This is a genomic window from Oceanobacillus sp. FSL K6-3682, from assembly GCF_037976165.1.
GTDB classification, from domain to species: Bacteria; Bacillota; Bacilli; order Bacillales; family Amphibacillaceae; genus Oceanobacillus; species Oceanobacillus sojae.
Window position 1 is genome coordinate 1108677 of sequence record NZ_CP150263.1, and the last position, 26194, is coordinate 1134870.

The following is a 26194-nucleotide window of genomic DNA, read 5'->3' on the forward strand; positions in this document are numbered from 1 at the left end:
ATTGTATGAAAAAAAATCCAAGAGTCTGTGTTGTCGGAAGTATCAATATGGATATGGTAACAACAACGGATAAAGTGCCTGAACAGGGTGAAACGGTTCTTGGTGAGTCGTTTACAACTTACCCCGGCGGTAAGGGAGCAAATCAGGCAATTGCAGCAGCCAGACTGGGAGCTGAGGTTGTCATGGTTGGAGCTGTTGGTGATGATGCATTCGGAAAAAGCCTGAAAGAAAGATTTCGTAATGAAGGCGCTAATGATGAAGCAATTATAACCGTTTCTCATGAATCAACAGGTGTAGCAACCATTATTCTTTCTGATGGTGATAATCGAATTATTGTTGCTCCAGGCGCAAATAAATATGTAACACCGGAAATGGTGAAAGATAAACAGGAAATTATTCTTTCCTGCGATATCATATTAATGCAATTTGAGATACCGATGGAAACGATTGAATATACGGTAGAACTTGCATATAAGCATGGTATTCCTGTTGTTATTAATCCGGCCCCATATAACAAGGTTATGAAGAAAGTTGTAGAAAAAGCAACGTTTATTACACCGAATGAATCGGAGCATTCGGCAATGAAGCAATCCATAGATACTTTATCTATAAAAAAGAAGATTATAGAGACAAAAGGAGAGCACGGTGTTGCCTTTACCTTACCGGATGGGGAAGAGAAGACAATTTCTTCTTTTCAGGCAAAGGTAAAGGATACTACTGGAGCAGGAGATACCTTTAACGGAGCCTTTGTAACGGAATATGCAAAAGAAAAAGATATAGAGAAAGCAATTGAATTTGCGAATGCCGCAGCCTCTTTAGCTGTAGAGAAAATGGGAGCTCAGGAAGGAATGCCGACAAGAGCAGAGGTTATCAAAAGAATAAAGAGTCAATAAAGCAGCAAGGCTTTCTCTCAGGTAAGAACAGTAATTATACAGAAGAAAGATGCAGGCATCTGTTAAGCCGGGAGAGAAGATGTCCTGCTTATTATAAAAAAATATTTTTAAAGCATTGAACAAAATTCAACATAGAAAAATATTGGAGGAATTGTCATGAATAAGAAACCAGTTATTATTGATACAGATCCAGGAATTGATGATGCAGTTGCGCTGGGAATTGCTTTATACAGTGAAGAACTCGATGTCCGCTTAATTACAACGGTAAATGGAAACGTCAGCTTAGAAAAAGTTACGTATAACATGCTCCGATTAATGAAATTCTTTGATAAGCAGGTTCCTATTGCCAAAGGTGCTGCAATACCATTAATCGTTGATCCAGTTGATGCCAGTGATATTCATGGAGAGACAGGCATGGATGGTTATGATTTTGAAGAAGCAGATGAAAGCCTTCTTTTAGATGAACATGCTGTAACTGCGATGAAGAGAGAGATTCTAACAAGCGATGAACCAGTGACACTTGTACCGATTGGTCCATTAACAAATATTGCATTGTTATTTAGAACTTATCCGGAAGTGAAGCAGAACATTAAGGAAATTGTCATGATGGGAGGATCAACAGGCAGAGGGAATTCCTCGGTAATGGCTGAATTTAATATTTATGCAGATCCAGAAGCTGCTAAAATCGTTTTTGCAAGCGGTGTCCCTATTGCTATGGCTGGATTGGATGTTGGTCTAAAAGCACTTGTTTATCCGGAAGACAGCGAAGTTTTAAAAGATATGAATAAGACAGGAAATATGATTTATCATTTGTTTAAAAAATACCGGGGTGGAAGCTTCAATCATGGTTTGAAAATGTATGACAGCTGTGCAGTTGCTTATTTGCTAAAACCGGAGCTGTTTGAAGTAGCACATTCCTATGTCGATGTTGAATTAGATGGTGCTTTAACAAAAGGAACAACCGTTGTTGATTTAAAAGGAAAAATGAATAAAACGCCAAATGTAAACGTTTGTGTTGATATTGATGCGAAAGAATTTAAAAAATGGTTTATGGAAAGCATTCAAAAATGTAATTAAGCATTAACCATTCTTCGGAGGGAAGACATCATGTTAGATAATCTTATTATGTACGGTTCCGCTATTTTAGCTGTTGTCGTTATTGTCTATATGCTGATCAAGAAAATGGATATTAAAATTGCCTTATTTTTAATGGGAATTGTTCTGCTTTTGATTAGTTTAGCAATGGGAAAAGATATTGTATTTCAGGACTTTCAGTCTACCGGCTCAGCCCTGCTCGATCCATTACAGGTAATTGTTGAACAGTTCAAAGCAACACTGAGCTCAGCTGGATTAATTATTCTTATTCTTGGAGGATATACCGCTTATATGTCTTCCATTGGTGCAAATGATTTAACCGTTCAAGTATTGACAAAACCTATTAATAAAGTAAAATCGGTTTATTTTCTAGTTCCACTTACATTTTTGCTTGGAAACGTTTTATCTTTGGTTATTCCAAGTGCGTCGACTTTAGCAATTCTGCTTCTTGCAACCTTGTATCCTGTATTAAAACAAGCGGGGATGTCTACATTAAGTATTGGTGCTGTTATTGCCACCTCAGCAACGATCGTACCGACACCGCTGGGCAGTGATAACGTTGCTATTGCAGAGGAACTTGCTAAATATCCTATGTTTAATGATATGACAGTAACACAATATGTATTTAGCTATCACGCGCTTGTATCGATTCCTACCATTTTATTTATCGCGTTAGTTCACTATTTCTGGCAAAAACGAATGGATAAAAAAATGACGGCAGCGGAGTCAGAGGAACAGGTGGAATTAAAAGATATTGAAAAGGTAGAGGGTAGTAAACTTTATAAAACAGTTTATTCGATTCTTCCAGTATTTCCGATTATTATTTTACTCGTTTCTTTTATTGTTGAAATGACAACCTCAGCTACGATAGCTGTTAATGTAGAAATTGCTGTGTTAATTTCATTTATCCTGGCAATTGTCTGTGAATTGATTCGTCATCGTAAGGCGAAAGAGGTCTTTGCGAGCACAGAGAAATTCTTTACAGGAATGGGTAATATGCTCCCAGTTGTAGCATTACTGGTTGCTGCTTCTGTCTTTGTTGCAGGTTTACAATCGATTGGTTTGATTGACACATTGCAGGAAACAATGCAAAGCACACATGGCGAAGGAAACGGATTTATTCTGCCGCTTATTTTAGTAGCTGTCACAGCGTTAATAGTCCTGTTGAGCGGGAGCGGCATTGCCTTATTCTTTGCAATGGTTCCGCTGGTTGTACCACTTGCCGAGGCAGCAGGTATCAGCCCAATTGCTATCAGTGTTCCAATGGGAATGGCAGGGAACTTATTCCGGGCCGTATCCCCTGTAGCTGCTGTTATCTTAATTGTAGCTGGAACGTTAAAATTAAATCCAATTCATATTATTAAGCGTACTTCTGTACCGATGATATCAGGTGTTGTGTTTATGTTTGTGCTATCGATGATTCTTTTCTTGTAAAAGGATAAAATGAAGTTTGCTTCTATTAGAGTTTTACGAACGTTTATCTATGATGAAATTTTAAAAGGCTGTTCCTGATTGCCAGGGACAGCTTTTTTTATGTATGAAAATTAATTTTAAATAATAATGATTATTCCGAAAATATATATTTAGATGAAAAAAATAGCAATATACGAATGTTTAAGTATATCTTCCATATTATAACTTAGGACAACTTTTGTTAAATAGATTCATAATATTTATTGATTAAAAATTTAGAATATTATGTATTATGACGTGGATTTTAAGATCAGCTATTATCACTTTTCTTAGAATTTATTAATTCAAAGAATAAAACAGGGGGAGTATGAATGTCAGAGATAGTCCTGGAATTAAAAGAGTTACATACACATTTTTTTACTGATAATGGAGAAATACCTGCAGCAAATGGTGTAAGCATTAAGGTACACAAAGGAGAGGTAGTAGGTATTGTTGGAGAATCAGGAAGTGGAAAAAGTGTTACTTCTCTTTCCATTATGCAGCTCATTCCCAGCCCGCCGGGAAGAATTGTGAGTGGTGAAATAAATTTCAAGGGAGAAAATCTTGTAAGATCTTCCGAAAAGCGGATGAAAAAATTACGGGGAAATGAAATATCAATGATATTCCAAGAGCCGATGACATCGCTAAACCCGTTGTTTACCATTGGAAATCAGCTGATCGAAGCAATTCGTATTCATCAAAAAATAACGAAAAAAGAATCAAGGCAAAAAGCAATTAAGATGTTGAAACTTGTTGGAATCCCCAGAGCTGATGCGATCGTGGATGAATACCCGCATCAGCTTTCGGGCGGTATGAGACAAAGAGTTATGATTGCGATGGCGATGTCCTGTGATCCGGAGTTATTGATTGCAGATGAACCAACCACGGCACTGGATGTTACAATCCAGGCACAAATATTGGATTTAATGCGGAATCTAAATAAAAAAGAAAATACGGCTATCTTGCTGATTACACACGATTTGGGAGTAGTTGCAGAGATATGTGACAGGGTTGTTGTCATGTATGCCGGGCAGGTAGTAGAACAGGGGACAACCAGAGAAATATTAAAAGATCCACAGCATCCTTATTCTCAAGGATTGATTAAGTCGTTACCTAAGATTCATGAAAGAGAGCAAAAACTGTATTCCATACCCGGGATAGTTCCGAAACCGAAAACAGGAGGGATTGGATGCAATTTTGCTCCAAGATGCGAATTTGCCTTTGAACGCTGTTTTCATGAAGCTCCAGAGCTTTACTCTTTGGAAGATAATCGAAAAAGTAGGTGCTTTTTACATGATAACAACGAAGGGGAGGTAAAAAAACATGCAAAATCCGATATTGAAAGTTGAGGGTCTGAAGAAATATTATGATATCAAAGGTGGACCACTCGGAATAAAAGTCGGTGAGGTAAAGGCGGTAGACGATGTATCATTTTCAGTCATGGAAGGAGAGATTCTGGGGATTGTAGGTGAATCAGGGTGTGGTAAATCTACTACCGGAAAGTCTATTTTGCGCCTGGTGGAACCCACAGAAGGCAAAGTTGTATTTAACGATAAAGATATTACGAATTTAAATAATAATGAAATGCGTAAATTGAGAAGAGATATGCAAATTATATTTCAGGACCCCTATGCTTCTCTGAACCCCAGACATACAGTAGAAAAAATAATTGGTGAACCGTTGTTAGTGCATGGTATGAAATCTGCTAAAGAACGGATTGAAAGAATCCGGGAGCTATTAGAGGTTGTTGGTCTCAGTCCTTATCATGCAAAAAGATATCCACATCAATTCAGCGGAGGTCAGAGACAGCGGATTGGAATTGCCCGGGCACTTGCCAATAATCCCAAATTAGTTATATGTGACGAGCCGGTTTCCGCATTGGATGTATCTATTCAATCGCAAATACTTAATTTAATGGAAAAATTGAAGGATGAATTTAATTTAACGTATATCTTTATTGCACATGACCTAAGTGTGGTTAAGCACATTAGTGATCGAATCGGTGTGATGTATTTAGGAAGAATGGTTGAGCTGACAAATAAAGACAGCCTCTATGATAATCCAAAACATCCTTATACGCAGGCTTTGCTTTCCGCTGTCCCGCTGCCAGACCCTGATTTGCGGAGAGATAGGATTATTTTGAAGGGGGATGTGCCAAGTCCTGCGAATCCTCCATCTGGCTGCGCCTTTCATACAAGATGTCCTTACGCTTCAGATATTTGCAAGGAAGTAAGACCTGAATTTAAATCTGTGGAAGATAATCATTTTGTTGCCTGTCATTTATATGGATAAGCAGGCTGACAGAATATTATTTTTATAAACTAAAAATGAGGGGGAATAGGAATGAGGTTGAAATATTCACTTTTTATTGCACTGCTGTTTGCTGTTTTATTGGTGCTGGCTGCATGTACAGGAGATGGCGGACAAAAAGGAGAGGATACCGCAGAAAATGAAGATCCGGCTGCAGAGGGCGACGAAGGAACAGAAGCTGAAGGTGCAGAAGGAGATCAGGTGTTGATATTTGCTCGAGGAGGGGATTCGGAAAGTCTTGATCCGGCGAGTACAACGGATGGAGAATCCTCTCGTATTACAAAGCAAATTTATGAAAGTCTTTTGGAGTTTGACAAGGATTCCTTTGAGATTATGCCGGGACTTGCCCATGACTGGGAGGTTGCTGATGATGGGTTAAGTTATACCTTCTATTTGGAAGAAGGTGTCACCTTCCATGATGGAACTGATTTTAATGCAGAAGCTGTAAAGATTAACTTTGAACGCTGGGCAGATCCTGAACATGCATATGCCTTTGCGGATGATGGCTATGTTTATTCCATGTATGGAACGATGTTTGGAGGATTTAAGGGGGATGAGAATCATGTCATTGAAGAGATTAATGTAGTCAATGATCATGAAATCGAATTTATATTGAGTCAACCTTTAGGGTTTTTCCTGCAAAATATGGCTATGACCTATTTCCCGATTACTTCACCTGCTGCATTAGAGGAATATGGTGCCGCAATTAATGAAAATCCTGTTGGAACAGGACCGTTTAAATTTGTCAGCTGGAGCAAAGACGACTCTATTGTACTGGATAAATTTGAGGATTATCGTAAGGACGGACTTCCTAAATTAGATCGAGTTGTATTTGAAGTAATTCCGGACAATGCTGCCCGCCTGATTGCTCTCCGGTCTGGAGAAATTGATATTATGGATGGGTTAAATCCTGATGATGCAGCAAGTGTAGAAGCGGAGGATGGTCTGGAACTGTATGAACGGGAGGAAAATAATATTGGATATGTAGGATTTAATGTCCAAAAAGAGCCGTTCGATAATAAGGATTTAAGGCATGCAGTCAGTCATGCCATTGATAAAGAAGCTATTGCAAATGCATTATATGCTGGATATGCGACACCTGCTTCTGTTCCGCTTCCTCCTAGTTATATGGGGTATAACGATGAAGTAGAGAGTCTGGAGTATGATCCGGAAAAAGCTAGTGAATTATTGGCAGAAGCTGGCTATGAAGAAGGTTTGGAAATCGAATTATGGACCATGCCTGTAGCAAGACCATACATGCCAGATCCAGAAACAGTCTCAGAGATTATCCAGAATAATCTTGAGCAAATTGGTATAACAGTTACGATTGTCAGAGAAGAATGGGCTCCGTATTTGGAAAAAACGATGAACGGGGATCATCAAATGTATATGCTCGGCTGGTCAGGAACGAACGGGGATCCTGATTACTTCCTTAGCAGCTTATTGCATGGTGATAATGTAGGAAGCAGTAACAGGGAATTTTATGCCAATGATGAAGTGGATGGGCTTTTAAACCAAGCGAAATTATCTATAGATCAGGATGAGCGGGCTTCTTTTTATCAGCAGGCGCAGGAAATTATTGCAGACGATGCGCCAATGGTTCCTTTAGTACATTCCAGACCGGTACTTGCGACAACAAATGCTGTAGAAAACTATGTGCCGCATCCATCGACAAGCGAATCTTTAGCAGAAGTAGAACTGGTTGACTAATTAATAGAAATAAATAAAGGAGTCCCTTTTTCTACTGGAAATCTATCCTTCTCTTAAAAATCAGCTGATAAGTGCAATAATGATATCTTTGATTATTCAAGAGGAGGGATGCAGGACTTTTAGTAAGGGGCCTCCATTTCTTTACTCTCGGAAAGAACTAAAACTACGTAAAGTAGAATAGAGGTGAAATCATGGTTTCCTATATTATCCGACGATTATTGATGATGGTTCCCGTTCTGATTGGTATGACATTAATCACCTTTTCCATTGTTCATTTGATACCTGGAAATCCGGCCCAAGTCATCTTGGGAGAAACTGCCAATCAAACAGCAATAGAAAATCTGGAAGAAAGTATGGGGCTCAATGAACCTTATCTGAATCAATATGGATTATATGTAAAAGATCTGCTGCAAGGGGATCTGGGAACTTCCTTGCGTTCCAATGCAGAAATATCTGCTGAAATTTGGCCTTATATTGCTGCTACGTTTGAATTAACGATTTTTGCGATGCTTTTTGCAGTATTTATAGGTGTTAATGCAGGAATTATCAGTGCCTGGAAGCAAAATTCCTGGTTCGACTTTCTTGCGATGCTTTTTGCTTTAATTGGTGTTTCCATACCTGTTTTTTGGCTGGCGTTGATGGAACAATGGATTTTTGCTCAGGAGCTTGGATGGTTTCCGGCATATGGCAGGCAGGACAACAGAGATCCGATGGCGCCGATTACTTATTTTTATGTACTTGATTCACTGATTCATTTGGACTTTTCCAGAACAGGAACGATACTGAAGCATTTAGTTCTTCCAAGTATTGCATTGGGTACAATTCCAATGGCTATTATTGCCAGAATGACAAGGTCTAGTATGCTGGAGGTTATGAAATCAGATTATATTCGTACAGTACGTGCAAAAGGTTCAGGACAATTTCTTATTATATACAAACATGCATTAAAAAATGCAATGATTCCGGTATTGACTGTTATCGGTCTGCAGGCAGGGGTCTTATTAGGCGGTGCCATTTTAACTGAAACAATTTTTAGCTGGCCGGGGATAGGAAGATATGTATTTGAAGCAATAAATTATCGGGATTATCCAGTTATTCAGTCTGGCATTTTAGTTGTTGCATTTATTTTTGTTATTATCAATCTTGTTGTAGATATTCTATATAAAATCATTGATCCAAGGATTAATTATTAAGGGGGAGCTGTGATGAAACGAGATGAGAGAAAACCGAAAGACACTGAGCAGCCACTAACGAACCCCATAAATAGAGAAGAGCCGGCAGATGAGGAGCAGTTAGAGGCGATATCTTCCTGGAGAGATACCTTTCGGCGCTTGAGAAAAAATCGTTTTGCTGTGGCCGGCCTGATTATTATTATTTTCTTCCTTATACTTGGACTTGTTGCACCGCTTCTTACATCATATTCATTTCAAGAACAAAATCTGGCCAATCGCCTCCAGCCTCCTTCTGGTGAGCATTGGATGGGAACTGACGATTTAGGAAGAGATATATTTACCAGAATAGCTTATGGAGCAAGAGTCTCGTTGCAGGTTGGTTTTTTTGCTGTTACAGGTGCTTTGGTATTCGGGACATTGCTTGGGATTATCGCAGGCTATTTTGGACGCTGGGTCGATATGATTATCTCCAGGGTATTTGATATACTTCTGGCTTTTCCAAGTATTTTACTAGCTATTGCAATTGTTGCGATTCTTGGGGCTTCCTTGCAGAATGCACTCATTGCAATTGCAATAATTAATATCCCGATTTTTGGAAGGATTGTTCGATCCAGAGTCATTAGCTTGCGGGAAGAAGAATATATTATGGCCGCCAGGGCGCAGGGAATGAAAAATGGCCGGATTATCTTCCGGCATATTTTACCCAATAGTATTACGCCAATTATTGTTCAGTCCACGCTTGGCTTTGGGACTGCCATACTAGAAGCAGCTGCACTTGGATTTCTTGGGCTTGGGGCACAGCCTCCAACACCAGAATGGGGACAAATGCTTGCTAGTTCCAGGGAATTTATTCAGCTGGCTCCATGGACATTGCTTATGCCGGGACTTTCTATCATGCTTGTTGTATTAGGATTTAATTTGATTGGTGACGGGTTACGGGATATTTTGGACCCTAAAATGAGAAATTGATACAGTTAATGTTTGCCAGGGAAAGACATGCCTTCACAACTTATAGAGTCTGCTGTATAGGAGAGGCTGGTCGGATAAATGTTTATAAAAAACCTCTAATCTGTTATTAAATTTTTTACACAGATTAGAGGTTTTTTAGAGCAGCGGATCAAATCATCTTTTGTCTATTCAATCGTAATTCCACCGTTACTTGTATGAGCTTTAATCAATGTCTCCCCATTTCCGTAAGTGATATCCCAATCCTTAGAATCAAATACGCGAATGGTTCCGTTATTTGTACGTAAATCAAAGGTTGCATTTTCAGGCTTTTTATTAGAAATAATAGTGATTTTTCCATTACTTGTTTCTAAATTCATTGGATAATCAAATCCTTTTGCCGCAATGGATACTGCTGCATTATTCGTTTTTGCTGTAATTTCCCCGGAAATATTCTGCAAATCAACCTTCCCATTTGTCGTTTCCACATTTACATTTCCTTGTATAGAATCCAAGGTCAGCTTTGCGTTATTTGTATTTGCTTTCACTTCGCCAATAATATTTTCTAAGGTGATTTTTCCATTTGAAGTTCTAACATTTGTATCTCCTTGTATATTATCCAATTCAATTTTTCCGTTGGATGATTGCAGATTGAATAAAGAAGTTTCTATATCTTCACCTTCAATTCGGCCATTACTTGTATGGAGCTGCAGTTCATCAACTTGCAGATGAACTGCAGCAATTTTTGTATTCGTTGTCTTCACTTTTATTTTATCTATTGTATCCTCAGGCACAAAAATTTCTAATGTAGCTTTGGAACGAAACAAAAAATCTAAATCGAAGAAAGAGAAGGAGGTTTCTTCGATTTGAATTGTTAATTTATCTCCATCAACTGAAGTAAGGATCTCTTGATCTTTAATCTTTTTTCCTGTTGCAGTATATTCTGCCCTGGGTTCTTCGCTGATAGCTGCTTGAAGATGTATTTCTGTATTTTCAGCATCCACTTCAATTTCATTTATTTCATTAGCATTGATAGGAATAGATTCGGATTCTTCATAGAAAGCAGACTGCTTGTAAGATGAAAAAGTAGCAACCATGCCAATAATTCCGATAAGAAGCAGGAATATTGCTAAAATGATAATTCGTTTTCCATTTATCATGCTCGATCCTCTCCTTTTACCAAACGTACATTGAAAGCAATATACCTAGAAAATATGCGGATAGCTGCATTTGTAACATAATTGATTACGATAAAGATTAATAATCCTGATCCTGCCAGTGTAATGGAGGAAAATAGTTCAAATAGATAAAATGATTCAGGATGGATAATCCATTGAACACCTGCTATAAAAAGTTGTGCAACAAAAGAAAAAGCAATAACCCATATGCCCAAAATCGTCCCGGCAATACCGATAGAAGGGCCGAGGATAATAATAAGATTGAAGAAAAAGAGTCCAATGATTATACCTATTCTGGGAAATTGGTTTTGTTCAGAATGATTTACCGGCACTTTTTCATATTGTTGTGTGGACTGCAGGTCTTTCGCAATCTGTTGGGGAGAACCCAGCGAACGAACAATCTCTTCATCTGTTTTTCCTTCTGCCTGCCCCATTTCAAAATGCTCTTCAAAGTCTTGAGTAATCTCTTTTTGATCTTGTGATGATAAGTTTCTTAAGTAGTAGCGAAGTTCTTCTAAAAAATCTAATTTATTCATTATTTTCCTCCTTCATTAACGAATCAACGCCTCGCGTGAATTTCTCGTATTCTTCTTTAAGTTCCAGGAGGTAATCTTGCCCTTCATCTGTTAAATGATAATATTTTCTGCTCGGTCCTTCTGTGGACTCTCTAAGGTAAGTTGTGCAGTACCCCTGTTTCAATATTCGGCGTAATACTGGATAGACAGATCCTTCCGATATTTCGATTTTATCCGTAATACGTTTAATCAACTCATATCCATAGAAATCTTGTTTATCAAGCAATACTAATACACAGAGTTCAAGAACCCCTTTTTTTAATTGTGCAGACACTAAAGTCACCCTCTTTATAGGTTAGGTAATAAGCTGATTCATTTTACTATAGCATTTTGTTCAGTACTATTCAATAACAAGTAGTGGTGTTATTATTTTATGGCTTAATTTACCTCTATAGAAGTATGTGTTTAAAAAAGTACAATGAAAGGAATTAAGAGTTTTAAGGAAGAGAAGGAGGAGTAACAGTTTTGATAAGCTGAGTAATTGGAAATGTTTTAGATGGGGAAGTACCCGTGCCGCCAAAAACATTTGTGATAATTTTTACGTAGTTCATATGATATGAGCGATTTAGTAGAAGGTCATTATCTTACCATGACTATTTTATTGGATTTATTGACTCTTCTATAGAAGAAAGAAAAAAGCTTAAAAGAAATAGACTATTATATTTAATGGGTGAAAGATAGCATGCAGGTATTTACAGCTTAATTTTGCTTCAACAGCGAACAATGGTTTGGTGCTAGAAGTTCAGGTGATTTTTACTTTATAATTTATGAGGCTAAAAGTTTAAATTTCTGAATTGAAATAACTATCAATAATAGAAAGGAGAGTCTTTTTTTGAAAGAATAGTTTGATTATATTTTTTTGAGGATTTCCCCTTGCATCAATGGTAAGGACATGCTATAGTATTAAAAGTCGATTGATTGCACAGGTGGTTGAGAGATTGATTGGAAAATTAACTTTTAAAAATTTATTGCATTGATTTAAGAGATGTGATAGTATATAAAAGTTCGTTTATAATGCGCCCGTAGCTCAATTGGATAGAGCGTTTGACTACGGATCAAGAGGTTAGGGGTTCGACTCCTCTCGGGCGCGCCATCGGGAAGTAGCTCAGCTTGGTAGAGCACTTGGTTTGGGACCAAGGGGTCGCAGGTTCGAATCCTGTCTTCCCGACCAGAAGAAAGTTTGGTTTTTTATTTGTATAAGCGGGTGTAGTTTAATGGTAAAACCTCAGCCTTCCAAGCTGATGACGAGGGTTCGATTCCCTTCACCCGCTCCATAAAGATTATGGGCCTGTAGCTCAGCTGGTTAGAGCGCACGCCTGATAAGCGTGAGGTCGGTGGTTCGAGTCCACTCAGGCCCACTCAACAGCTTATGTTTAAAAAGTTGTTGACAATGGTTTTGAAACATGATATATTAATTTGGTCGCTTTTTTAAACCGACAAAGAAATTGCTCTTTGAAAACTGAACAAAACAACCAGTACGAAAGAAGAAAAACACCTCGTTTTTCTTGAATATTTAAGTCAGAAGTTGACTTCTGAAAGCTAAAGAAACAAACACTTTTATGGAGAGTTTGATCTTGGCTCAGGACGAACGCTGGCGGCGTGCCTAATACATGCAAGTCGAGCGCGGGAAGCGGACAGAACTCTTCGGAGGGACGTTCGTGGAACGAGCGGCGGACGGGTGAGTAACACGTAGGCAACCTGCCTGTAAGACTGGGATAACTCGCGGAAACGCGAGCTAATACCGGATAATACTTATCATCTCCTGATGGTAAGTTGAAAGGCGGCTTTTGCTGTCACTTACAGATGGGCCTGCGGCGCATTAGCTAGTTGGTGAGGTAATGGCTCACCAAGGCGACGATGCGTAGCCGACCTGAGAGGGTGATCGGCCACACTGGGACTGAGACACGGCCCAGACTCCTACGGGAGGCAGCAGTAGGGAATCTTCCGCAATGGACGAAAGTCTGACGGAGCAACGCCGCGTGAGTGATGAAGGTTTTCGGATCGTAAAACTCTGTTGTCGGGGAAGAACAAGTATGATAGTAACTGATCGTACCTTGACGGTACCCGACCAGAAAGCCACGGCTAACTACGTGCCAGCAGCCGCGGTAATACGTAGGTGGCAAGCGTTGTCCGGAATTATTGGGCGTAAAGCGCTCGCAGGCGGTTCTTTAAGTCTGATGTGAAATCTTGCGGCTCAACCGTAAACGTGCATTGGAAACTGGAGGACTTGAGTGCAGAAGAGGAGAGTGGAATTCCACGTGTAGCGGTGAAATGCGTAGAGATGTGGAGGAACACCAGTGGCGAAGGCGACTCTCTGGTCTGTAACTGACGCTGAGGAGCGAAAGCGTGGGGAGCGAACAGGATTAGATACCCTGGTAGTCCACGCCGTAAACGATGAGTGCTAGGTGTTAGGGGGTTTCCGCCCCTTAGTGCTGAAGTTAACGCATTAAGCACTCCGCCTGGGGAGTACGGCCGCAAGGCTGAAACTCAAAAGAATTGACGGGGACCCGCACAAGCGGTGGAGCATGTGGTTTAATTCGAAGCAACGCGAAGAACCTTACCAGGTCTTGACATCCTTTGACCGCTCTGGAGACAGAGTTTTCCCTTCGGGGACAAAGTGACAGGTGGTGCATGGTTGTCGTCAGCTCGTGTCGTGAGATGTTGGGTTAAGTCCCGCAACGAGCGCAACCCTTGATCTTAGTTGCCAGCATTTAGTTGGGCACTCTAAGGTGACTGCCGGTGACAAACCGGAGGAAGGTGGGGATGACGTCAAATCATCATGCCCCTTATGACCTGGGCTACACACGTGCTACAATGGACGGAACAAAGGGAAGCAAGCCCGCGAGGTCAAGCAAATCCCATAAAACCGTTCTCAGTTCGGATTGTAGGCTGCAACTCGCCTACATGAAGCCGGAATCGCTAGTAATCGCGGATCAGCATGCCGCGGTGAATACGTTCCCGGGTCTTGTACACACCGCCCGTCACACCACGAGAGTTCGTAACACCCGAAGTCGGTGAGGTAACCTTTTTGGAGCCAGCCGCCGAAGGTGGGACGAATGATTGGGGTGAAGTCGTAACAAGGTAGCCGTATCGGAAGGTGCGGCTGGATCACCTCCTTTCTAAGGATATATAACGGAATTTTGTACTTGGTTGTTTGGTTCAGTTTTGAGAGAGCAATCTCTCAAGGAACTTCTGTTAAAACCGTCACGTCCATGTGACAACACAGAAGTCACCACATCCGTGTGGAAGCTTGTACCTTGAAAACTAAATAAGAGTAACAACGACATCAAACTTTAGAAATAAGGCAAAAAAGCTATTGATATAGCAACACAACTGATTACGAAGTAATCAGCAAACTTATTCCAAAACTTTAGTTAAGTGAATAAGGGCGCACGGTGGATGCCTTGGCACTAGGAGCCGATGAAGGACGGGACTAACACCGATATGCCTCGGGGAGTTGTAAGTAAACTTTGATCCGGGGATTTCCGAATGGGGGAACCCACTGTTCGTAATGGGACAGGACATCTATCTGAATACATAGGGTAGATGAGGCAGACCCGGGGAACTGAAACATCTCAGTACCTGGAGGAAGAGAAAGAAAAATCGATTTCCTGAGTAGCGGCGAGCGAAACGGAAAGAGCCCAAACCAAGAAGCTTGCTTCTTGGGGTTGTAGGACACTCCATTGGAGTTACAAAGAAATTCTTTAAACGAATCGACTTGGAAAGGTCAGCCGAAGAAGGTAACAGCCCTGTAGTTGAAAAGGAATTTCCTCCGGAGTGTATCCTGAGTACGGCGGAACACGTGGAATTCCGTCGGAATCCGGGAGGACCATCTCCCAAGGCTAAATACTACCTAGTGACCGATAGTGAACCAGTACCGTGAGGGAAAGGTGAAAAGCACCCCGGAAGGGGAGTGAAATAGAACCTGAAACCGTGTGCCTACAAGTAGTCGGAGCCCGTTAATGGGTGACGGCGTACCTTTTGTAGAATGGACCGGCGAGTTACGATTGTATGCAAGGTTAAGTGGAAGACACGGAGCCGTAGCGAAAGCGAGTCTGAATAGGGCGAATGAGTATGCGGTCGTAGACCCGAAACCGTGTGATCTACCCATGTCCAGGGTGAAGGTCAGGTAACACTGACTGGAGGCCCGAACCCACGTATGTTGAAAAATGCGGGGATGAGGTGTGGGTAGCGGTGAAATTCCAATCGAACACGGAGATAGCTGGTTCTCTCCGAAATAGCTTTAGGGCTAGCCTCAAGATCGTGAGTACTGGAGGTAGAGCACTGATTGGACTAGGGGCCCCTACCGGGTTACCGAATTCAGTCAAACTCCGAATGCCAGTTACTTCAACTTGGGAGTCAGACTATGGGTGATAAGGTTCATAGTCGAAAGGGAAACAGCCCAGACCGCCAGCTAAGGTCCCAAAGTATACGTTAAGTGGAAAAGGATGTGGCGTTGCACAGACAACCAGGATGTTGGCTTAGAAGCAGCCATCATTGAAAGAGTGCGTAATAGCTCACTGGTCGAGTGACGCTGCGCCGAAAATGTACCGGGGCTAAACGTATCACCGAAGCTGCGGATTGTTCTTACGAACAATGGTAGGAGAGCGTTCAAAGTGCAGAGAAGTCAGACCGTGAGGACTGGTGGAGCGCTTTGAAGTGAGAATGCCGGTATGAGTAGCGAAAAAAGAGTGAGAATCTCTTTCACCGAATGCCTAAGGTTTCCTGAGGAAGGCTCGTCCTCTCAGGGTTAGTCGGGACCTAAGCCGAGGCCGACAGGCGTAGGCGATGGACAACAGGTTGATATTCCTGTACCACCTCATGATTGTTTGAACAATGGGGGGACGCAGGAGGATAAGGAGTGCGCACTGATGGATGTGCGTCCAAGCATGCGAGGAAGTCAGATAGGCAAATCCGTCTGACATATTTCTGAGCTGTGATGGGGAGGGAAATATAGTACCGAAGTTCCTGATTTCACACTGCCAAGAAAAGCCTCTAGTTAGATCATAGGTGCCCGTACCGCAAACCGACACAGGTAGGCGAGGAGAGAATCCTAAGGTGAGCGGGAGAACTCTCGTTAAGGAACTCGGCAAAATGACCCCGTAACTTCGGGAGAAGGGGTGCTCACTTGTGAGTGAGCCGCAGTGAATAGGCCCAAGCGACTGTTTAGCAAAAACACAGGTCTCTGCGAAGCCGAAAGGCGAAGTATAGGGGCTGACACCTGCCCGGTGCTGGAAGGTTAAGGGGAAGAGTTAGCTCTTCGGAGCGAAGCTTTGAACCGAAGCCCCAGTAAACGGCGGCCGTAACTATAACGGTCCTAAGGTAGCGAAATTCCTTGTCGGGTAAGTTCCGACCCGCACGAAAGGTGCAACGACTTGGGCACTGTCTCAACGAGAGACCCGGTGAAATTATACTATGCGTGAAGATGCGCATTACCCGCGACAGGACGGAAAGACCCCGTGGAGCTTTACTGTAGCCTGATATGGAATGTTTGTGCAGTTTGTACAGGATAGGTGGGAGCCTTTGAAGCGTGAGCGCCAGCTTACGTGGAGGCACCCGTGGGATACCACCCTAACTGTATGACCATTCTAACCCAGGACCGTAATCCGGTTCGGAGACAGTGTCAGGCGGGCAGTTTGACTGGGGCGGTCGCCTCCTAAAAGGTAACGGAGGCGCCCAAAGGTTCCCTCAGAATGGTTGGAAATCATTCGTAGAGTGTAAAGGCAGAAGGGAGCTTGACTGCGAGACCTACAAGTCGAGCAGGGACGAAAGTCGGGCTTAGTGATCCGGTGGTTCCGCATGGAAGGGCCATCGCTCAACGGATAAAAGCTACCCCGGGGATAACAGGCTTATCTCCCCCAAGAGTTCACATCGACGGGGAGGTTTGGCACCTCGATGTCGGCTCATCGCATCCTGGGGCTGTAGTCGGTCCCAAGGGTTGGGCTGTTCGCCCATTAAAGCGGTACGCGAGCTGGGTTCAGAACGTCGTGAGACAGTTCGGTCCCTATCCGTCGTGGGCGTTGGAAGTTTGAGAGGAGCTGTCCTTAGTACGAGAGGACCGGGATGGACACACCGCTGGTGTACCAGTTGTTCCGCCAGGAGCATAGCTGGGTAGCTACGTGTGGAAAGGATAAGTGCTGAAAGCATCTAAGCATGAAGCCCCCCTCAAGATGAAACTTCCCATCACTTCAAGTGAGTAAAATCCCTCAGAGACGATGAGGTTGATAGGTCCGAGGTGGAAGCGTGGCGACACGTGCAGCTGACGGATACTAATCGATTGAGGACTTATCTAAGTTTTTTGATGTCACATTACTCTTATTTAGTTTTCAGGGTGCAAATCCTAAATAAATAAGTCTGGTAGCGATAGCGAAGAGGTCACACCTGTTTCCATGCCGAACACAGAAGTTAAGTTCTTCAGCGCCAATGGTAGTTGGGGGCTTCCCCCTGCAAGAGTAGGACGCCGCCAGGCACAATGAAAAAGAGTTAAGCATACTAATGCTTAGCTCTTTTTTTGAATAAGTAAGTATTAATGCGGCTGAAAAATAAGCCCAGTGTGCTTTGAGGATGGGCTTACTTGCTCCGCTAAGAAATGTTTAAATATTTTTTCATCTCATTCTTTTTATTTCATTGTTTTGGCCATTGCTGCCAACTTATTGACTGTTTTCCAATTACGAGTTGTAGATTGAATATCTAATTTTTGAAGCTGATTTGCCAGTTTAGAGTTACGGACGCTGTCATAAAACAGAAGATAGATTTCTTTGTTTTGAATATGATATTTTTCTTTTTCGTTTTGGAATCTTTGTAAGCTTTCTAAATTAACTATAGACAGATTGCTTGGGAAAAAGGCCACGTAGAGACTCTCTCCTACAGAATCTGCTTCAGCTATTTTGATTTCTTCAGCGGAGAAGGGACAAGCTGTCGTTAATTGTTCCCATTCCTCTGCGGTTCTCAGAATGACTGGAATAGAGAGTCTGTAATCTTCCATAATTTTATGCTTTATTTCCTCTCTAAGTTTCTTTTCCTGCTTATCTGATTGAAATAAAATATTTCCACTCTGTATATACGTTTGAACGTTTTCTAAACCTATTGCTGTAAGGGATTCTCGTAATTTCGCCATCTTAATCATATTTTTTCCACCTACATTAATACCCCGTAACAATGCAATATATACTGTCATATTTCGCCAGCTCCTTTAGCGTGAGTGTAGTCAGATATTTTTATATTATTTTACTCTATGACCTAAAGTAATACAAAAGCAAAATAATAATAATTTGCTTTTTTTCTCAAAGTAGCTGCAGATAGGAAATCCTTTATTTTTTTGATATAATTAACTTAAACGTTAACTTTTAAATTAGTAAAGGAGGTGAGTAACTATGTTTTTAGAGTTGTTTAATAATACTTTTATAGATTCTTCCATCTTTTATATGTACTTTGGTGTTGTTTTGATGACAATGGGAATTATGTATTTTGTTAATCTGCATCATAATACCCCTGTTGTCTATGAATATTCTTTTGGGGGCAGGCACCAAAATATTAAAATTAATATGAATCAAATGGGGAAGACGTTAATTATTAATGAACCCTTTATGATTTGGCTTATCATAACATTTAAAAGAATAGACCAAAAAGATGATAAAATAGACAATTTATCCTCTTATTTTAAAAATGAGTTTAAAATAAGAGGAGGACAATTATGGAAAAACATGGCTTACTCACAGCCTTTAAAAAACACAGGTTTTTAATTTTAGTACTATTGCTTGTCTTTGTACTTGCGGGGTGCGGAGGTAATAACGCACCTATTGACAGCTCATCAACGGGGTTCTTTGATCATTATTTTGTGTATTCCTTTTCTCTGTTGATAAAAAAGATTGCTTCTTTGTTTCAGGGTAACTATGGGATTGCTATTGTATTGATTACAGTTATTATCCGATTTGTGTTAATGCCGTTCTTTATTCGTCAGTCAAAGAATAGTAAAGACTCGCAAAAGAAAATGGCTGTTATGAAGCCTGAGATGGATCAGATTCAAAAAAAATACAAAGGGAAGAGCAGTACAGAAGATCAGTTAAGTATGCAGAGAGAGTTAAGTGTGGTTTATAAAAAGCACGATTTTAATCCTGTAAAGATGGCTGTAGGTTGTTTGCCGCTGATTATTCAGATGCCTATTCTCCTGGGATTCTATTATGCTATTATGCGAACCCCGGAAATAGCTGAACATTCATTTCTTTGGTTTAGCTTAGGAGAAACAGATATTTTGTTTGTTGTTTTTGCTGTACTTATTTACTATCTTCAAGCAAGAGTAAGTCTTATTGGTCTGGATGAAGCTCAGCGAAAGCAAATGGCAGTTATGAGCTTTATATCCCCAATTATGATTGGAGTAGTTTCCTTAAATGCACCTGCAGCTTTGCCTTTGTATTGGGCTGTCGGAGGAATGTTTATGATTGTACAGACGCTGATTATAAAAAAATATGTGATTTAATATGAAAGAATGATAAATGAATATAAAAATATAGATTCCTTTTTCATACTGGAGTCAGATTGATAAGGTCTATTATTCTCAATAACAGTCTGTAAAAAACGCTTATTTTGTCTATTAGACTTGACAAAATAAGCGTTTTTTTATAAATAATATCATCAGACAAGCAATTTATTTGCCTGATATTACTGCCTCAAAGGTTTCAACCTTTTGCTTTGTAGTAAACGAATGCTCGTTCCATTCACTGGCCGGAAAAGAATTTTTTCTTGGTTCTATGAGGAGATGTTCAGAATTTGGGTAATTGTTATATCCTCAAATAACTTTACAATAATTAATAGGATGAGGATAAAAGCAGTTATAAAGGTCAATTCAATATTCTCCTTATTTTTATTTGGTGCTTTTTGAAATTATAGATGATATAGATTAAATGGCACATATTAACAAATTATATCAGATGATATTTTGAATGATAATAGCTGCTTTAAAGAAAACATATATCGGTATCTTCTATCAAGTAATTATTTAATATCATTCAAAATAGTTATAATCACTCCACATTCTGGATAAACTCATGATAAGCAAATAAAATAAAAAAATTTTAAAAAGGTATTGCATTATTCCTTAAAAGGAGATATAATAAATCTTGTCCTTAAATAAGGAATTGAAAAAAATACTAATTATTCATATCGCGGGGTGGAGCAGTTCGGTAGCTCGTTGGGCTCATAACCCAAAGGTCGTAGGTTCAAATCCTACCCCCGCAACCAAATAAGATCCAGATTCACCATCGAAGTACTGGATAAGCTTTGATACTTTACATACTTTAGGTCCGGTAGTTCAGTTGGTTAGAATGCCTGCCTGTCACGCAGGAGGTCGCGGGTTCGAGTCCCGTCCGGACCGCCATGATTTTTTAAAATAATAGTAAACTGCAACACATGGTTTCCGCTAAGAAACATGTGTTTTTTTAATGCCATAAATGGGCTGGTATACTAATCAGCTTGTAAATAAGGGCTCTATACTGAATGTGGTGGTGCCCTCCGTTCCATCGCCAGATGGAACGGAGACAAAAAAATACACTCTATTTCCTCTCTCTGGTAACCTTGAGTTGTCGAGACAAAAGGAATGGGAGAGGAAAAGAGTGCATCATCATTTTATCACAGAGTTGTTAGGAATTAAAGATACGCATGTAGATGTGTGGGATATCAGAGAAGAAGAAAGTTATTTTATTGCAGAATTATTCACGAAACAGCGTATGCAGAAATGTCCTTTTTGCCGTAAAAGAACCAAGCGGATACATGGCTATCGTTGGCAAAGCATTCAAGGACCAGCGTTTACAACCAAGGAAGTTCATCTTTCCCTGCGAAAACGACGTTATATTTGCACGTCGTGTCATCACACATTTTATGAGCGTCTACAAATGATTCATCGGTATCAACGTTGTATGGCGAGTGTGCAAACGACAGCGATGATGCATGCAGCGGTGAGTTCCTTTCGTACAGCGGCGCTAGTAACCGGAGTAACAGTGAATCGTGTCTTACGGTGGTTTGATCAGAAGGAGTTAACTACCAGCAAAGTGTTGCCGCGAGTCATTGCGATCGATGAGTTTAAAGGTGACGCGGATGGAGAGAGGTTTCAATTGAATGTGGTCGATGTGGAGAACCGAAGAATTATCGATATCTTGCCAAATCGAAAAGTGGAAACCATTGAAGCGTACTTAAAGTCCTGTGATACAGGTAAAGTAGAAATGGTAGTAATGGATTTATCTCAAGCGTTTAAACAAGCAATTCGAAAAGCACTGGGAAATCCTCTGATTATCGCTGACCGTTTTCACTTTATGCGTCAGGCCTATTGGGCTCTAGATGAGGTCCGCCGTGAAGTTCAAAAGGAGCTGCCCAAGAAAGATCGAATTCGAATGAAACGTTCCAAAAAACTTCTGTGGAAATCATGGACAACCTGTTCAGATGATCAGAAGAAGAAAGTCGAGCAATTATTAAGGATAGATCCCCGCTTAAAGGAAGCTTATGGTTTAAAGCATGAATTGGATACGTGGTTTAAGGAAAGTGATGCGCACAACGCAACTGCTGGATTAGAAGCGTGCCTGGAGAAGTTGAATGCATCCGCGTTAGAGGGATTTCATCGTGTCGCACGTACATTTAAAAGATGGCAACAAGAAATTCTGCATTCTTTTATGTATCCCTTTAATAATGGCTACATAGAAGGCGTTAATAATACGATTAAAGTATTAAAAAGATTATCTTATGGGATTAAACAGTTTGATCGAATGAGAAAGAAAATTCTATGGCAACAAGAGGTAAAGCTTGTCTTAAAGCAAGCTTATAAATAAAGAGGTGGAGGAATGATATTCCACCACCACATTTGACATAGAACCTAAATAAGTAAAACGTTCTGCAGCAATAATTTGTAGCTATTTTTATGACATAAATTTTTATTTTTTGCCTTTGATTTGCTATGATAAGTAATAGATTAAAAAAGATTGTATTAAGGTCTCCTAATAACATAAAAATATGGCTGATCCAGCATTTCCGTAAATGAGCGGGGAATTGCAGAATCCAGTTCATAAGGAATGAAGCCGAACATTCTTTAACCTGTAATCTTTCTTATACTTTTCCAACCAGAAATAAAGGAATTGGTGATATCGTGGATGAATTTTCATTTATTAATGCTATTAAACCAAAAGCATATAATCAGCCGACATTGATCAAAGGAATTGGAGATGATGCCGCCGTTTTTCGCAGTACTTCAGACATTGTCACAACAGTAGATACTTTTGTGGAAGATATTCATTTTTCTTTAGATACGATGGAGCCTTTTCATATCGGATATCGCGTATTGGCTGCAAATATTAGTGATCTAGCCGCAATGGGGGCTGAACCGGCCTTTTATTTGGTTTCTATGTGTATTCCAAAAAAGTGGAGTCAGAGGGCATTAGAGGAAATTTATAAAGGAATGCAAGAACTTGCGTCAATATATCAAATGGACTTAATTGGCGGAGACACGGTGTCGAGTGATCGTTTAATGATTTCGATTACAGCAATGGGCTATGTGTCAAAAGAAAGAGCAAGGTATCGAAGCCATGCCAAGCCGGGAGATATTATCTTTGCGACAGGAACATTAGGAGATTCAAGAGCTGGACTTGAGATATTGCTGCATCAGCAGGAATGTAAAGACAAAGACTATTATATAAGACGCCATCGATTACCGGAGCCAAAAGCAGCATTTGCATTAGGATTACGGGAAATAGAACGTGTGGCATTAAATGATATTAGTGATGGAATTTCAAATGAAGCAAATGAAATAGCAGAGGCTTCCGGAGTGGAGCTTATTATTATAGAAGAGAAGGTTCCTGTTTCTCAAACCTTTTATCAGTTTTCTGAAGAGCAGCAATACGAATGGAAGCTGTCAGGAGGAGAAGACTTTGAACTTTTAGGGACAGTGCCAGAAAAGGAATGGTCAAGGGTGCAGGAAATCGCTCATCAGGCAAATACACCAATTAAGCAGATTGGCTGCGTACGTGAAGCAGAAGAACCTCGTGTTCTTATTCAATCAAAAGAAGAGATAAAGCGATTAACGAAAAGTGGATACACACATTTAAAGTAGGTGGATACGTTGCAAATGCTTTTAAGAACAGAAAACGATACACAGGATTTTGCGTATCGTTTAGCGAAAGAATTACGGCCAAATGATGTCTTGACACTTGAAGGACAATTAGGTGTTGGAAAGACTACCTTTACGAAAGGTCTGGCAAAAGGGCTGGATGTTAAGCGAAATATCAGCAGTCCGACTTTTACCATTGTAAAGGAATACCGTGGCCGTCTGCCGCTTTATCATATGGACGTATATCGTTTGGAGAATTCGATGGAGGATATTGGCTTTGATGACTATTTCTTTGGGAATGGCATCACCGTGATTGAATGGGCCAGTTTTATTGAAGATTTTCTGCCAAAAGAGCGTTTGGATATTACGCTTTGTTATACAGGTAACGATAATCAGCGTGAAATAACACTTACTCCTTTCGGGGAGCATTTTGAACAAGTTGTCAAAGCATTGAGTTAGGAGTTTTTTTATGAAAATACTTGCGATGGATACTTCCAATCAGGTTTTAAGTGTGGCATTATTAGACGATAAACAATTAATCGGTGAAATCACGACCAATATTGCTAAAAATCATTCCGTGCGTTTAATGCCGGCAGTGGAAAAACTGATGAAGGATGTGAATGTTAACCCTTCTGAATTAGATCGGATTATCGTTGCCAAAGGCCCTGGTTCTTATACAGGAGTCCGAATTGGTTTAGCCACAGCGAAAACAATGGCCTGGGCATTAGATATACCGGTTATTGGTGTATCTAGCTTAGAAGCATTAGCTTATCAGGGGATTTTATTTGATGGAATCATTTGTCCATTTTTTGATGCCAGACGCGGTTTAGTATATACAGGTGCGTATCAATGGAAAAATGAAAAGCTTGAAACTGTGATGGAAGAAGAAAATATATTAATGACAGAATGGCTGGCAAAGCTGAAGAAGTCAGGCGAAAAAGTATTGTTTTTAAGTCAGGACACAGAGGCTTTTAAAGAGCTTATTACAGAGTGTTTACAGGATAAAGCTGTATTTGCTGATGCGTCATTGCAGCTTCCCAGAGCAGCACATTTGGCTCTATTAGGTAGGGGAAGAGAAGCTGGTTCTGCTCATATACTTGTGCCGAATTATCTCCGTTTGGCGGAGGCTGAAGCAAATTGGCAAAAGCAGCAAAAGGAAAAAGCAGATTCATGAGCGAGGCTATTATTCGGCAGATGAATCTGGAGGATGTTCCAGGGGTAATGAAAGTAGAAGAGGCGTCATTTTCAGGTCCATGGGATGTGGAGATTTTTCATAAAGAGCTGTGTGAAAACGATCATGCTTATTATTTTGTAGCCTGTCTGGATGAAAGAATTATTGGCTATATTGGCACGTGGATCGTATTTGAAGATGGACAAATTACAAACTTTGCTATACATCCCGATATGCGTGGACGCAAAATTGGTGAAAAGCTATTTGGGTATGCTCTAACATTTATGGCGGGTAAAGGAGTAGAGCGGTTGTCCTTGGAGGTGCGCATTTCAAATATGGCTGCACAATCCTTATATAGGAAATTCGGGCTTGTTCCCGGCGGGATTCGAAAGCATTATTACACGGATAATTTTGAAGATGCTATTGTAATGTGGGTGAATTTAAAATGAAAAAAGATACAATAATTTTAGGCATAGAAACAAGCTGTGATGAAACAGCAGCGTCTATTGTAAAAAATGGGCATGAAATCCTTTCTAATGTGGTTGCTTCTCAAATCGAAAGCCATAAGCGTTTTGGCGGAGTTGTTCCCGAAATAGCTTCCAGACACCATGTAGAACAAATTACAATGGTCTTGGAAGAAGCAGTAAAACAAGCAGAAGTAATCTGGGATGATATTGATGCAATTGCTGTTACAGAGGGACCGGGGCTAGTAGGAGCACTTCTTGTTGGTGTTAATGCAGCAAAAGCTCTCGCCTTTGCAAAAAATAAGCCGCTTATCGGTGTACATCACATTGCCGGCCATATTTATGCGAACCGTTTGGAAAACGAGTTTGTTTTTCCTTTATTAGCCCTGATTGTCTCAGGAGGACATACAGAGCTTGTTATCATGAAAGACCATTATGAGTATGAGCTGATTGGTGAAACAAGAGATGACGCGGCAGGAGAGGCTTATGATAAAGTGGCAAGAATGCTGAAGCTTCCTTATCCAGGCGGTCCGGAAATCGACCGTTTAAGTGCTGAAGGAAAAGTAACGATTGATTTCCCACGTGCATGGCTGGAGGAAGGAAGCTATGACTTTAGCTTCAGCGGTTTAAAATCGGCTGTTATCAATACGCTTCATAATGCAGAGCAGCGTGGTGAAACATTAGATCCTTCAGATGTTGCAGCAAGCTTTCAACAAAGTGTAGTTGAGGTATTAACTGAAAAAACATACCGCGCAGCACAGGAATATAATGTAAAGCAGGTTATTGTTGCGGGTGGTGTTGCAGCAAATAAAGGCTTACGGGAAAGTCTGAAAAAACGTTTTAGCAGCGAGGATATTGAATTGTACATTCCGCCGATTCATTTATGTACGGATAATGCAGCAATGATTGCAGCTGCGGGGACAATTTTATACAAAAAAGAAAAATTTGCTGCACTTGATTTAAACGCAAATCCTTCTTTAATGTTAGAATAATAATAGCTAATCAACGAAGTCTATGGATAAATACGTGATGAGGTCTTTATGGAATAATTGGCTATTTTGAATTTTCGCTAATGAGAATTATGAAGAATTAAGGCTGGAATAGCTTCATAAAACGACAGGGTAGCGACAGAAGAAATTTGGTG

Annotated in this window: 20 protein-coding genes, 6 tRNA genes and 3 rRNA genes; 25 read left to right on the top strand and 4 right to left on the bottom strand. The window is 40.4% G+C overall.

Features of this window, described 5'->3' with window-relative positions; genetic code table 11:
* Window positions 1-5: 5 nt before the first annotated feature.
* From rbsK to nikC, 8 genes are all read left to right on the top strand, one after another.
* Window positions 6-893: a ribokinase gene (gene rbsK, locus MHH51_RS05735; protein ID WP_147211093.1), complete on the top strand. Its 888-nt coding sequence runs from the start codon at window positions 6-8 to the stop codon at window positions 891-893.
* 156 nt (window positions 894-1049) lie between these two features.
* On the top strand, window positions 1050-1970 hold the full coding sequence (gene rihC, locus MHH51_RS05740; RefSeq protein ID WP_147211092.1) for a ribonucleoside hydrolase RihC: 921 nt from the start codon (window positions 1050-1052) through the stop codon (window positions 1968-1970).
* A 30-nt stretch (window positions 1971-2000) separates the two neighbouring features.
* Entirely contained in the window at window positions 2001-3422 is a 1422-nt protein-coding gene (gene dcuC, locus MHH51_RS05745; RefSeq protein WP_147211091.1) for a C4-dicarboxylate transporter DcuC, read from the top strand.
* A 350-nt stretch (window positions 3423-3772) separates the two neighbouring features.
* Window positions 3773-4789, top strand: coding sequence for an ABC transporter ATP-binding protein (locus MHH51_RS05750; RefSeq protein WP_156985612.1), 1017 nt, complete (start codon window positions 3773-3775; stop codon window positions 4787-4789).
* Complete coding sequence (locus tag MHH51_RS05755; RefSeq protein WP_147211089.1) at window positions 4764-5732, top strand: dipeptide ABC transporter ATP-binding protein; 969 nt, start codon at window positions 4764-4766, stop codon at window positions 5730-5732. Before MHH51_RS05750 ends, MHH51_RS05755 begins: the two co-directional genes overlap by 26 nt.
* Window positions 5733-5783: 51 nt before the next feature.
* Entirely contained in the window at window positions 5784-7460 is a 1677-nt protein-coding gene (locus MHH51_RS05760) for an ABC transporter substrate-binding protein (RefSeq protein ID WP_339284941.1), read from the top strand.
* A 191-nt stretch (window positions 7461-7651) separates the two neighbouring features.
* The gene (locus MHH51_RS05765) at window positions 7652-8653 is read left to right on the top strand and encodes an ABC transporter permease (RefSeq protein ID WP_147211087.1); all 1002 of its coding nucleotides are present in this window, start codon (window positions 7652-7654) and stop codon (window positions 8651-8653) included.
* 12 nt (window positions 8654-8665) lie between these two features.
* Window positions 8666-9601, top strand: coding sequence for a nickel transporter permease (nikC, locus tag MHH51_RS05770; protein ID WP_339284943.1), 936 nt, complete (start codon window positions 8666-8668; stop codon window positions 9599-9601).
* 164 nt (window positions 9602-9765) lie between these two features.
* Here nikC and MHH51_RS05775 read toward each other — a convergent pair whose 3' ends face one another.
* The 3 genes from MHH51_RS05775 to MHH51_RS05785 are packed head-to-tail and all read right to left on the bottom strand — an operon-like array spanning window position 9766 to window position 11604.
* Window positions 9766-10737 (bottom strand): DUF4097 family beta strand repeat-containing protein, encoded by a 972-nt coding sequence (locus MHH51_RS05775; RefSeq protein WP_339284944.1) that lies wholly within the window; start codon window positions 10735-10737, stop codon window positions 9766-9768.
* Window positions 10734-11291 carry a DUF1700 domain-containing protein gene (locus tag MHH51_RS05780; RefSeq protein WP_339284945.1) on the bottom strand — a complete coding sequence of 186 codons (558 nt, stop codon included), beginning with the start codon at window positions 11289-11291 and terminating at the stop codon, window positions 10734-10736. The genes MHH51_RS05775 and MHH51_RS05780 overlap by 4 nt, the downstream gene beginning before the upstream one ends.
* Window positions 11284-11604: a PadR family transcriptional regulator gene (locus MHH51_RS05785; protein ID WP_339284946.1), complete on the bottom strand. Its 321-nt coding sequence runs from the start codon at window positions 11602-11604 to the stop codon at window positions 11284-11286. The genes MHH51_RS05780 and MHH51_RS05785 overlap by 8 nt, the downstream gene beginning before the upstream one ends.
* A 742-nt stretch (window positions 11605-12346) precedes the next feature.
* Between MHH51_RS05785 and MHH51_RS05790 the strand changes: the two genes are divergently transcribed.
* The 7 genes from MHH51_RS05790 (at window position 12347) to rrf (ending at window position 17799) form a co-directional block, all read left to right on the top strand.
* Window positions 12347-12423: transfer RNA gene (locus MHH51_RS05790), tRNA-Arg, on the top strand.
* Window position 12424: 1 nt separating this feature from the next.
* A tRNA-Pro gene (locus tag MHH51_RS05795) sits at window positions 12425-12501 on the top strand.
* A gap of 29 nt (window positions 12502-12530) precedes the next feature.
* Window positions 12531-12604 (top strand) — tRNA-Gly (locus MHH51_RS05800).
* A gap of 10 nt (window positions 12605-12614) precedes the next feature.
* A tRNA-Ile gene (locus MHH51_RS05805) sits at window positions 12615-12688 on the top strand.
* A gap of 198 nt (window positions 12689-12886) precedes the next feature.
* Window positions 12887-14449 (top strand): 16S ribosomal RNA (locus MHH51_RS05810).
* 253 nt (window positions 14450-14702) lie between these two features.
* Window positions 14703-17623: ribosomal RNA gene (locus MHH51_RS05815) — 23S ribosomal RNA — on the top strand.
* A gap of 60 nt (window positions 17624-17683) precedes the next feature.
* Window positions 17684-17799 (top strand): 5S ribosomal RNA (gene rrf / locus MHH51_RS05820).
* Together the 16S, 23S and 5S rRNA genes with 4 tRNA genes alongside form the textbook arrangement of a ribosomal RNA operon.
* A 150-nt stretch (window positions 17800-17949) precedes the next feature.
* Here rrf and MHH51_RS05825 read toward each other — a convergent pair.
* The gene (locus MHH51_RS05825; protein WP_339284948.1) at window positions 17950-18507 is read right to left on the bottom strand and encodes a DUF1697 domain-containing protein; all 558 of its coding nucleotides are present in this window, start codon (window positions 18505-18507) and stop codon (window positions 17950-17952) included.
* A 196-nt stretch (window positions 18508-18703) separates the two neighbouring features.
* Here MHH51_RS05825 and MHH51_RS05830 point away from each other — a divergent pair, with 196 nt between their 5' ends.
* From MHH51_RS05830 to tsaD, 10 genes are all read left to right on the top strand, one after another.
* Window positions 18704-19072, top strand: coding sequence for a hypothetical protein (locus MHH51_RS05830; protein WP_339284949.1), 369 nt, complete (start codon window positions 18704-18706; stop codon window positions 19070-19072).
* Window positions 19024-19806: a membrane protein insertase YidC gene (gene yidC, locus MHH51_RS05835; protein ID WP_339284951.1), complete on the top strand. Its 783-nt coding sequence runs from the start codon at window positions 19024-19026 to the stop codon at window positions 19804-19806. Before MHH51_RS05830 ends, yidC begins: the two co-directional genes overlap by 49 nt.
* Before the next feature lie 684 nt (window positions 19807-20490).
* Window positions 20491-20567: transfer RNA gene (locus MHH51_RS05840), tRNA-Met, on the top strand.
* Window positions 20568-20626: 59 nt separating this feature from the next.
* Window positions 20627-20703, top strand: a tRNA-Asp gene (locus MHH51_RS05845).
* Between the two features lie 235 nt (window positions 20704-20938).
* Window positions 20939-22144 carry an ISL3 family transposase gene (locus MHH51_RS05850; RefSeq protein ID WP_339233414.1) on the top strand — a complete coding sequence of 402 codons (1206 nt, stop codon included), beginning with the start codon at window positions 20939-20941 and terminating at the stop codon, window positions 22142-22144.
* Window positions 22145-22458: 314 nt separating this feature from the next.
* A complete protein-coding gene (gene thiL, locus MHH51_RS05855) occupies window positions 22459-23418 on the top strand; it encodes a thiamine-phosphate kinase (protein WP_339284953.1) in 960 nt (319 codons plus the stop codon).
* A gap of 15 nt (window positions 23419-23433) precedes the next feature.
* Window positions 23434-23874 carry a tRNA (adenosine(37)-N6)-threonylcarbamoyltransferase complex ATPase subunit type 1 TsaE gene (tsaE, locus tag MHH51_RS05860; protein ID WP_339284955.1) on the top strand — a complete coding sequence of 147 codons (441 nt, stop codon included), beginning with the start codon at window positions 23434-23436 and terminating at the stop codon, window positions 23872-23874.
* A 10-nt stretch (window positions 23875-23884) separates the two neighbouring features.
* Entirely contained in the window at window positions 23885-24589 is a 705-nt protein-coding gene (gene tsaB, locus MHH51_RS05865; protein ID WP_339284956.1) for a tRNA (adenosine(37)-N6)-threonylcarbamoyltransferase complex dimerization subunit type 1 TsaB, read from the top strand.
* Window positions 24553-25035 (top strand): ribosomal protein S18-alanine N-acetyltransferase, encoded by a 483-nt coding sequence (gene rimI, locus MHH51_RS05870; protein ID WP_339284957.1) that lies wholly within the window; start codon window positions 24553-24555, stop codon window positions 25033-25035. The genes tsaB and rimI overlap by 37 nt, the downstream gene beginning before the upstream one ends.
* On the top strand, window positions 25032-26042 hold the full coding sequence (tsaD, locus tag MHH51_RS05875; protein WP_339284959.1) for a tRNA (adenosine(37)-N6)-threonylcarbamoyltransferase complex transferase subunit TsaD: 1011 nt from the start codon (window positions 25032-25034) through the stop codon (window positions 26040-26042). Before rimI ends, tsaD begins: the two co-directional genes overlap by 4 nt.
* The last annotated feature ends 152 nt before the right edge of the window (window positions 26043-26194 follow it).

What these genes read in the sequence shown, in the direction of transcription:
- nikC (WP_339284943.1), top strand. Translation starts at nt 8,666, where the DNA reads ATGAAACGAGATGAGAGAAAACCGAAAGACACTGAGCAGCCACTAACG.
- dcuC (WP_147211091.1), top strand. Translation starts at nt 2,001, where the DNA reads ATGTTAGATAATCTTATTATGTACGGTTCCGCTATTTTAGCTGTTGTC.
- tsaB (WP_339284956.1), top strand. Translation starts at nt 23,885, where the DNA reads ATGAAAATACTTGCGATGGATACTTCCAATCAGGTTTTAAGTGTGGCA.
- tsaD (WP_339284959.1), top strand. Translation starts at nt 25,032, where the DNA reads ATGAAAAAAGATACAATAATTTTAGGCATAGAAACAAGCTGTGATGAA.
- rihC (WP_147211092.1), top strand. Translation starts at nt 1,050, where the DNA reads ATGAATAAGAAACCAGTTATTATTGATACAGATCCAGGAATTGATGAT.
- MHH51_RS05750 (WP_156985612.1), top strand. Translation starts at nt 3,773, where the DNA reads ATGTCAGAGATAGTCCTGGAATTAAAAGAGTTACATACACATTTTTTT.
- rbsK (WP_147211093.1), top strand. Translation starts at nt 6, where the DNA reads ATGAAAAAAAATCCAAGAGTCTGTGTTGTCGGAAGTATCAATATGGAT.
- MHH51_RS05780 (WP_339284945.1), bottom strand. Translation starts at nt 11,291, where the DNA reads ATGAATAAATTAGATTTTTTAGAAGAACTTCGCTACTACTTAAGAAAC.
- MHH51_RS05760 (WP_339284941.1), top strand. Translation starts at nt 5,784, where the DNA reads ATGAGGTTGAAATATTCACTTTTTATTGCACTGCTGTTTGCTGTTTTA.
- MHH51_RS05775 (WP_339284944.1), bottom strand. Translation starts at nt 10,737, where the DNA reads ATGATAAATGGAAAACGAATTATCATTTTAGCAATATTCCTGCTTCTT.
- tsaE (WP_339284955.1), top strand. Translation starts at nt 23,434, where the DNA reads ATGCTTTTAAGAACAGAAAACGATACACAGGATTTTGCGTATCGTTTA.
- MHH51_RS05830 (WP_339284949.1), top strand. Translation starts at nt 18,704, where the DNA reads ATGTTTTTAGAGTTGTTTAATAATACTTTTATAGATTCTTCCATCTTT.
- MHH51_RS05755 (WP_147211089.1), top strand. Translation starts at nt 4,764, where the DNA reads ATGCAAAATCCGATATTGAAAGTTGAGGGTCTGAAGAAATATTATGAT.
- yidC (WP_339284951.1), top strand. Translation starts at nt 19,024, where the DNA reads ATGGAAAAACATGGCTTACTCACAGCCTTTAAAAAACACAGGTTTTTA.
- MHH51_RS05765 (WP_147211087.1), top strand. Translation starts at nt 7,652, where the DNA reads ATGGTTTCCTATATTATCCGACGATTATTGATGATGGTTCCCGTTCTG.
- MHH51_RS05825 (WP_339284948.1), bottom strand. Translation starts at nt 18,507, where the DNA reads ATGACAGTATATATTGCATTGTTACGGGGTATTAATGTAGGTGGAAAA.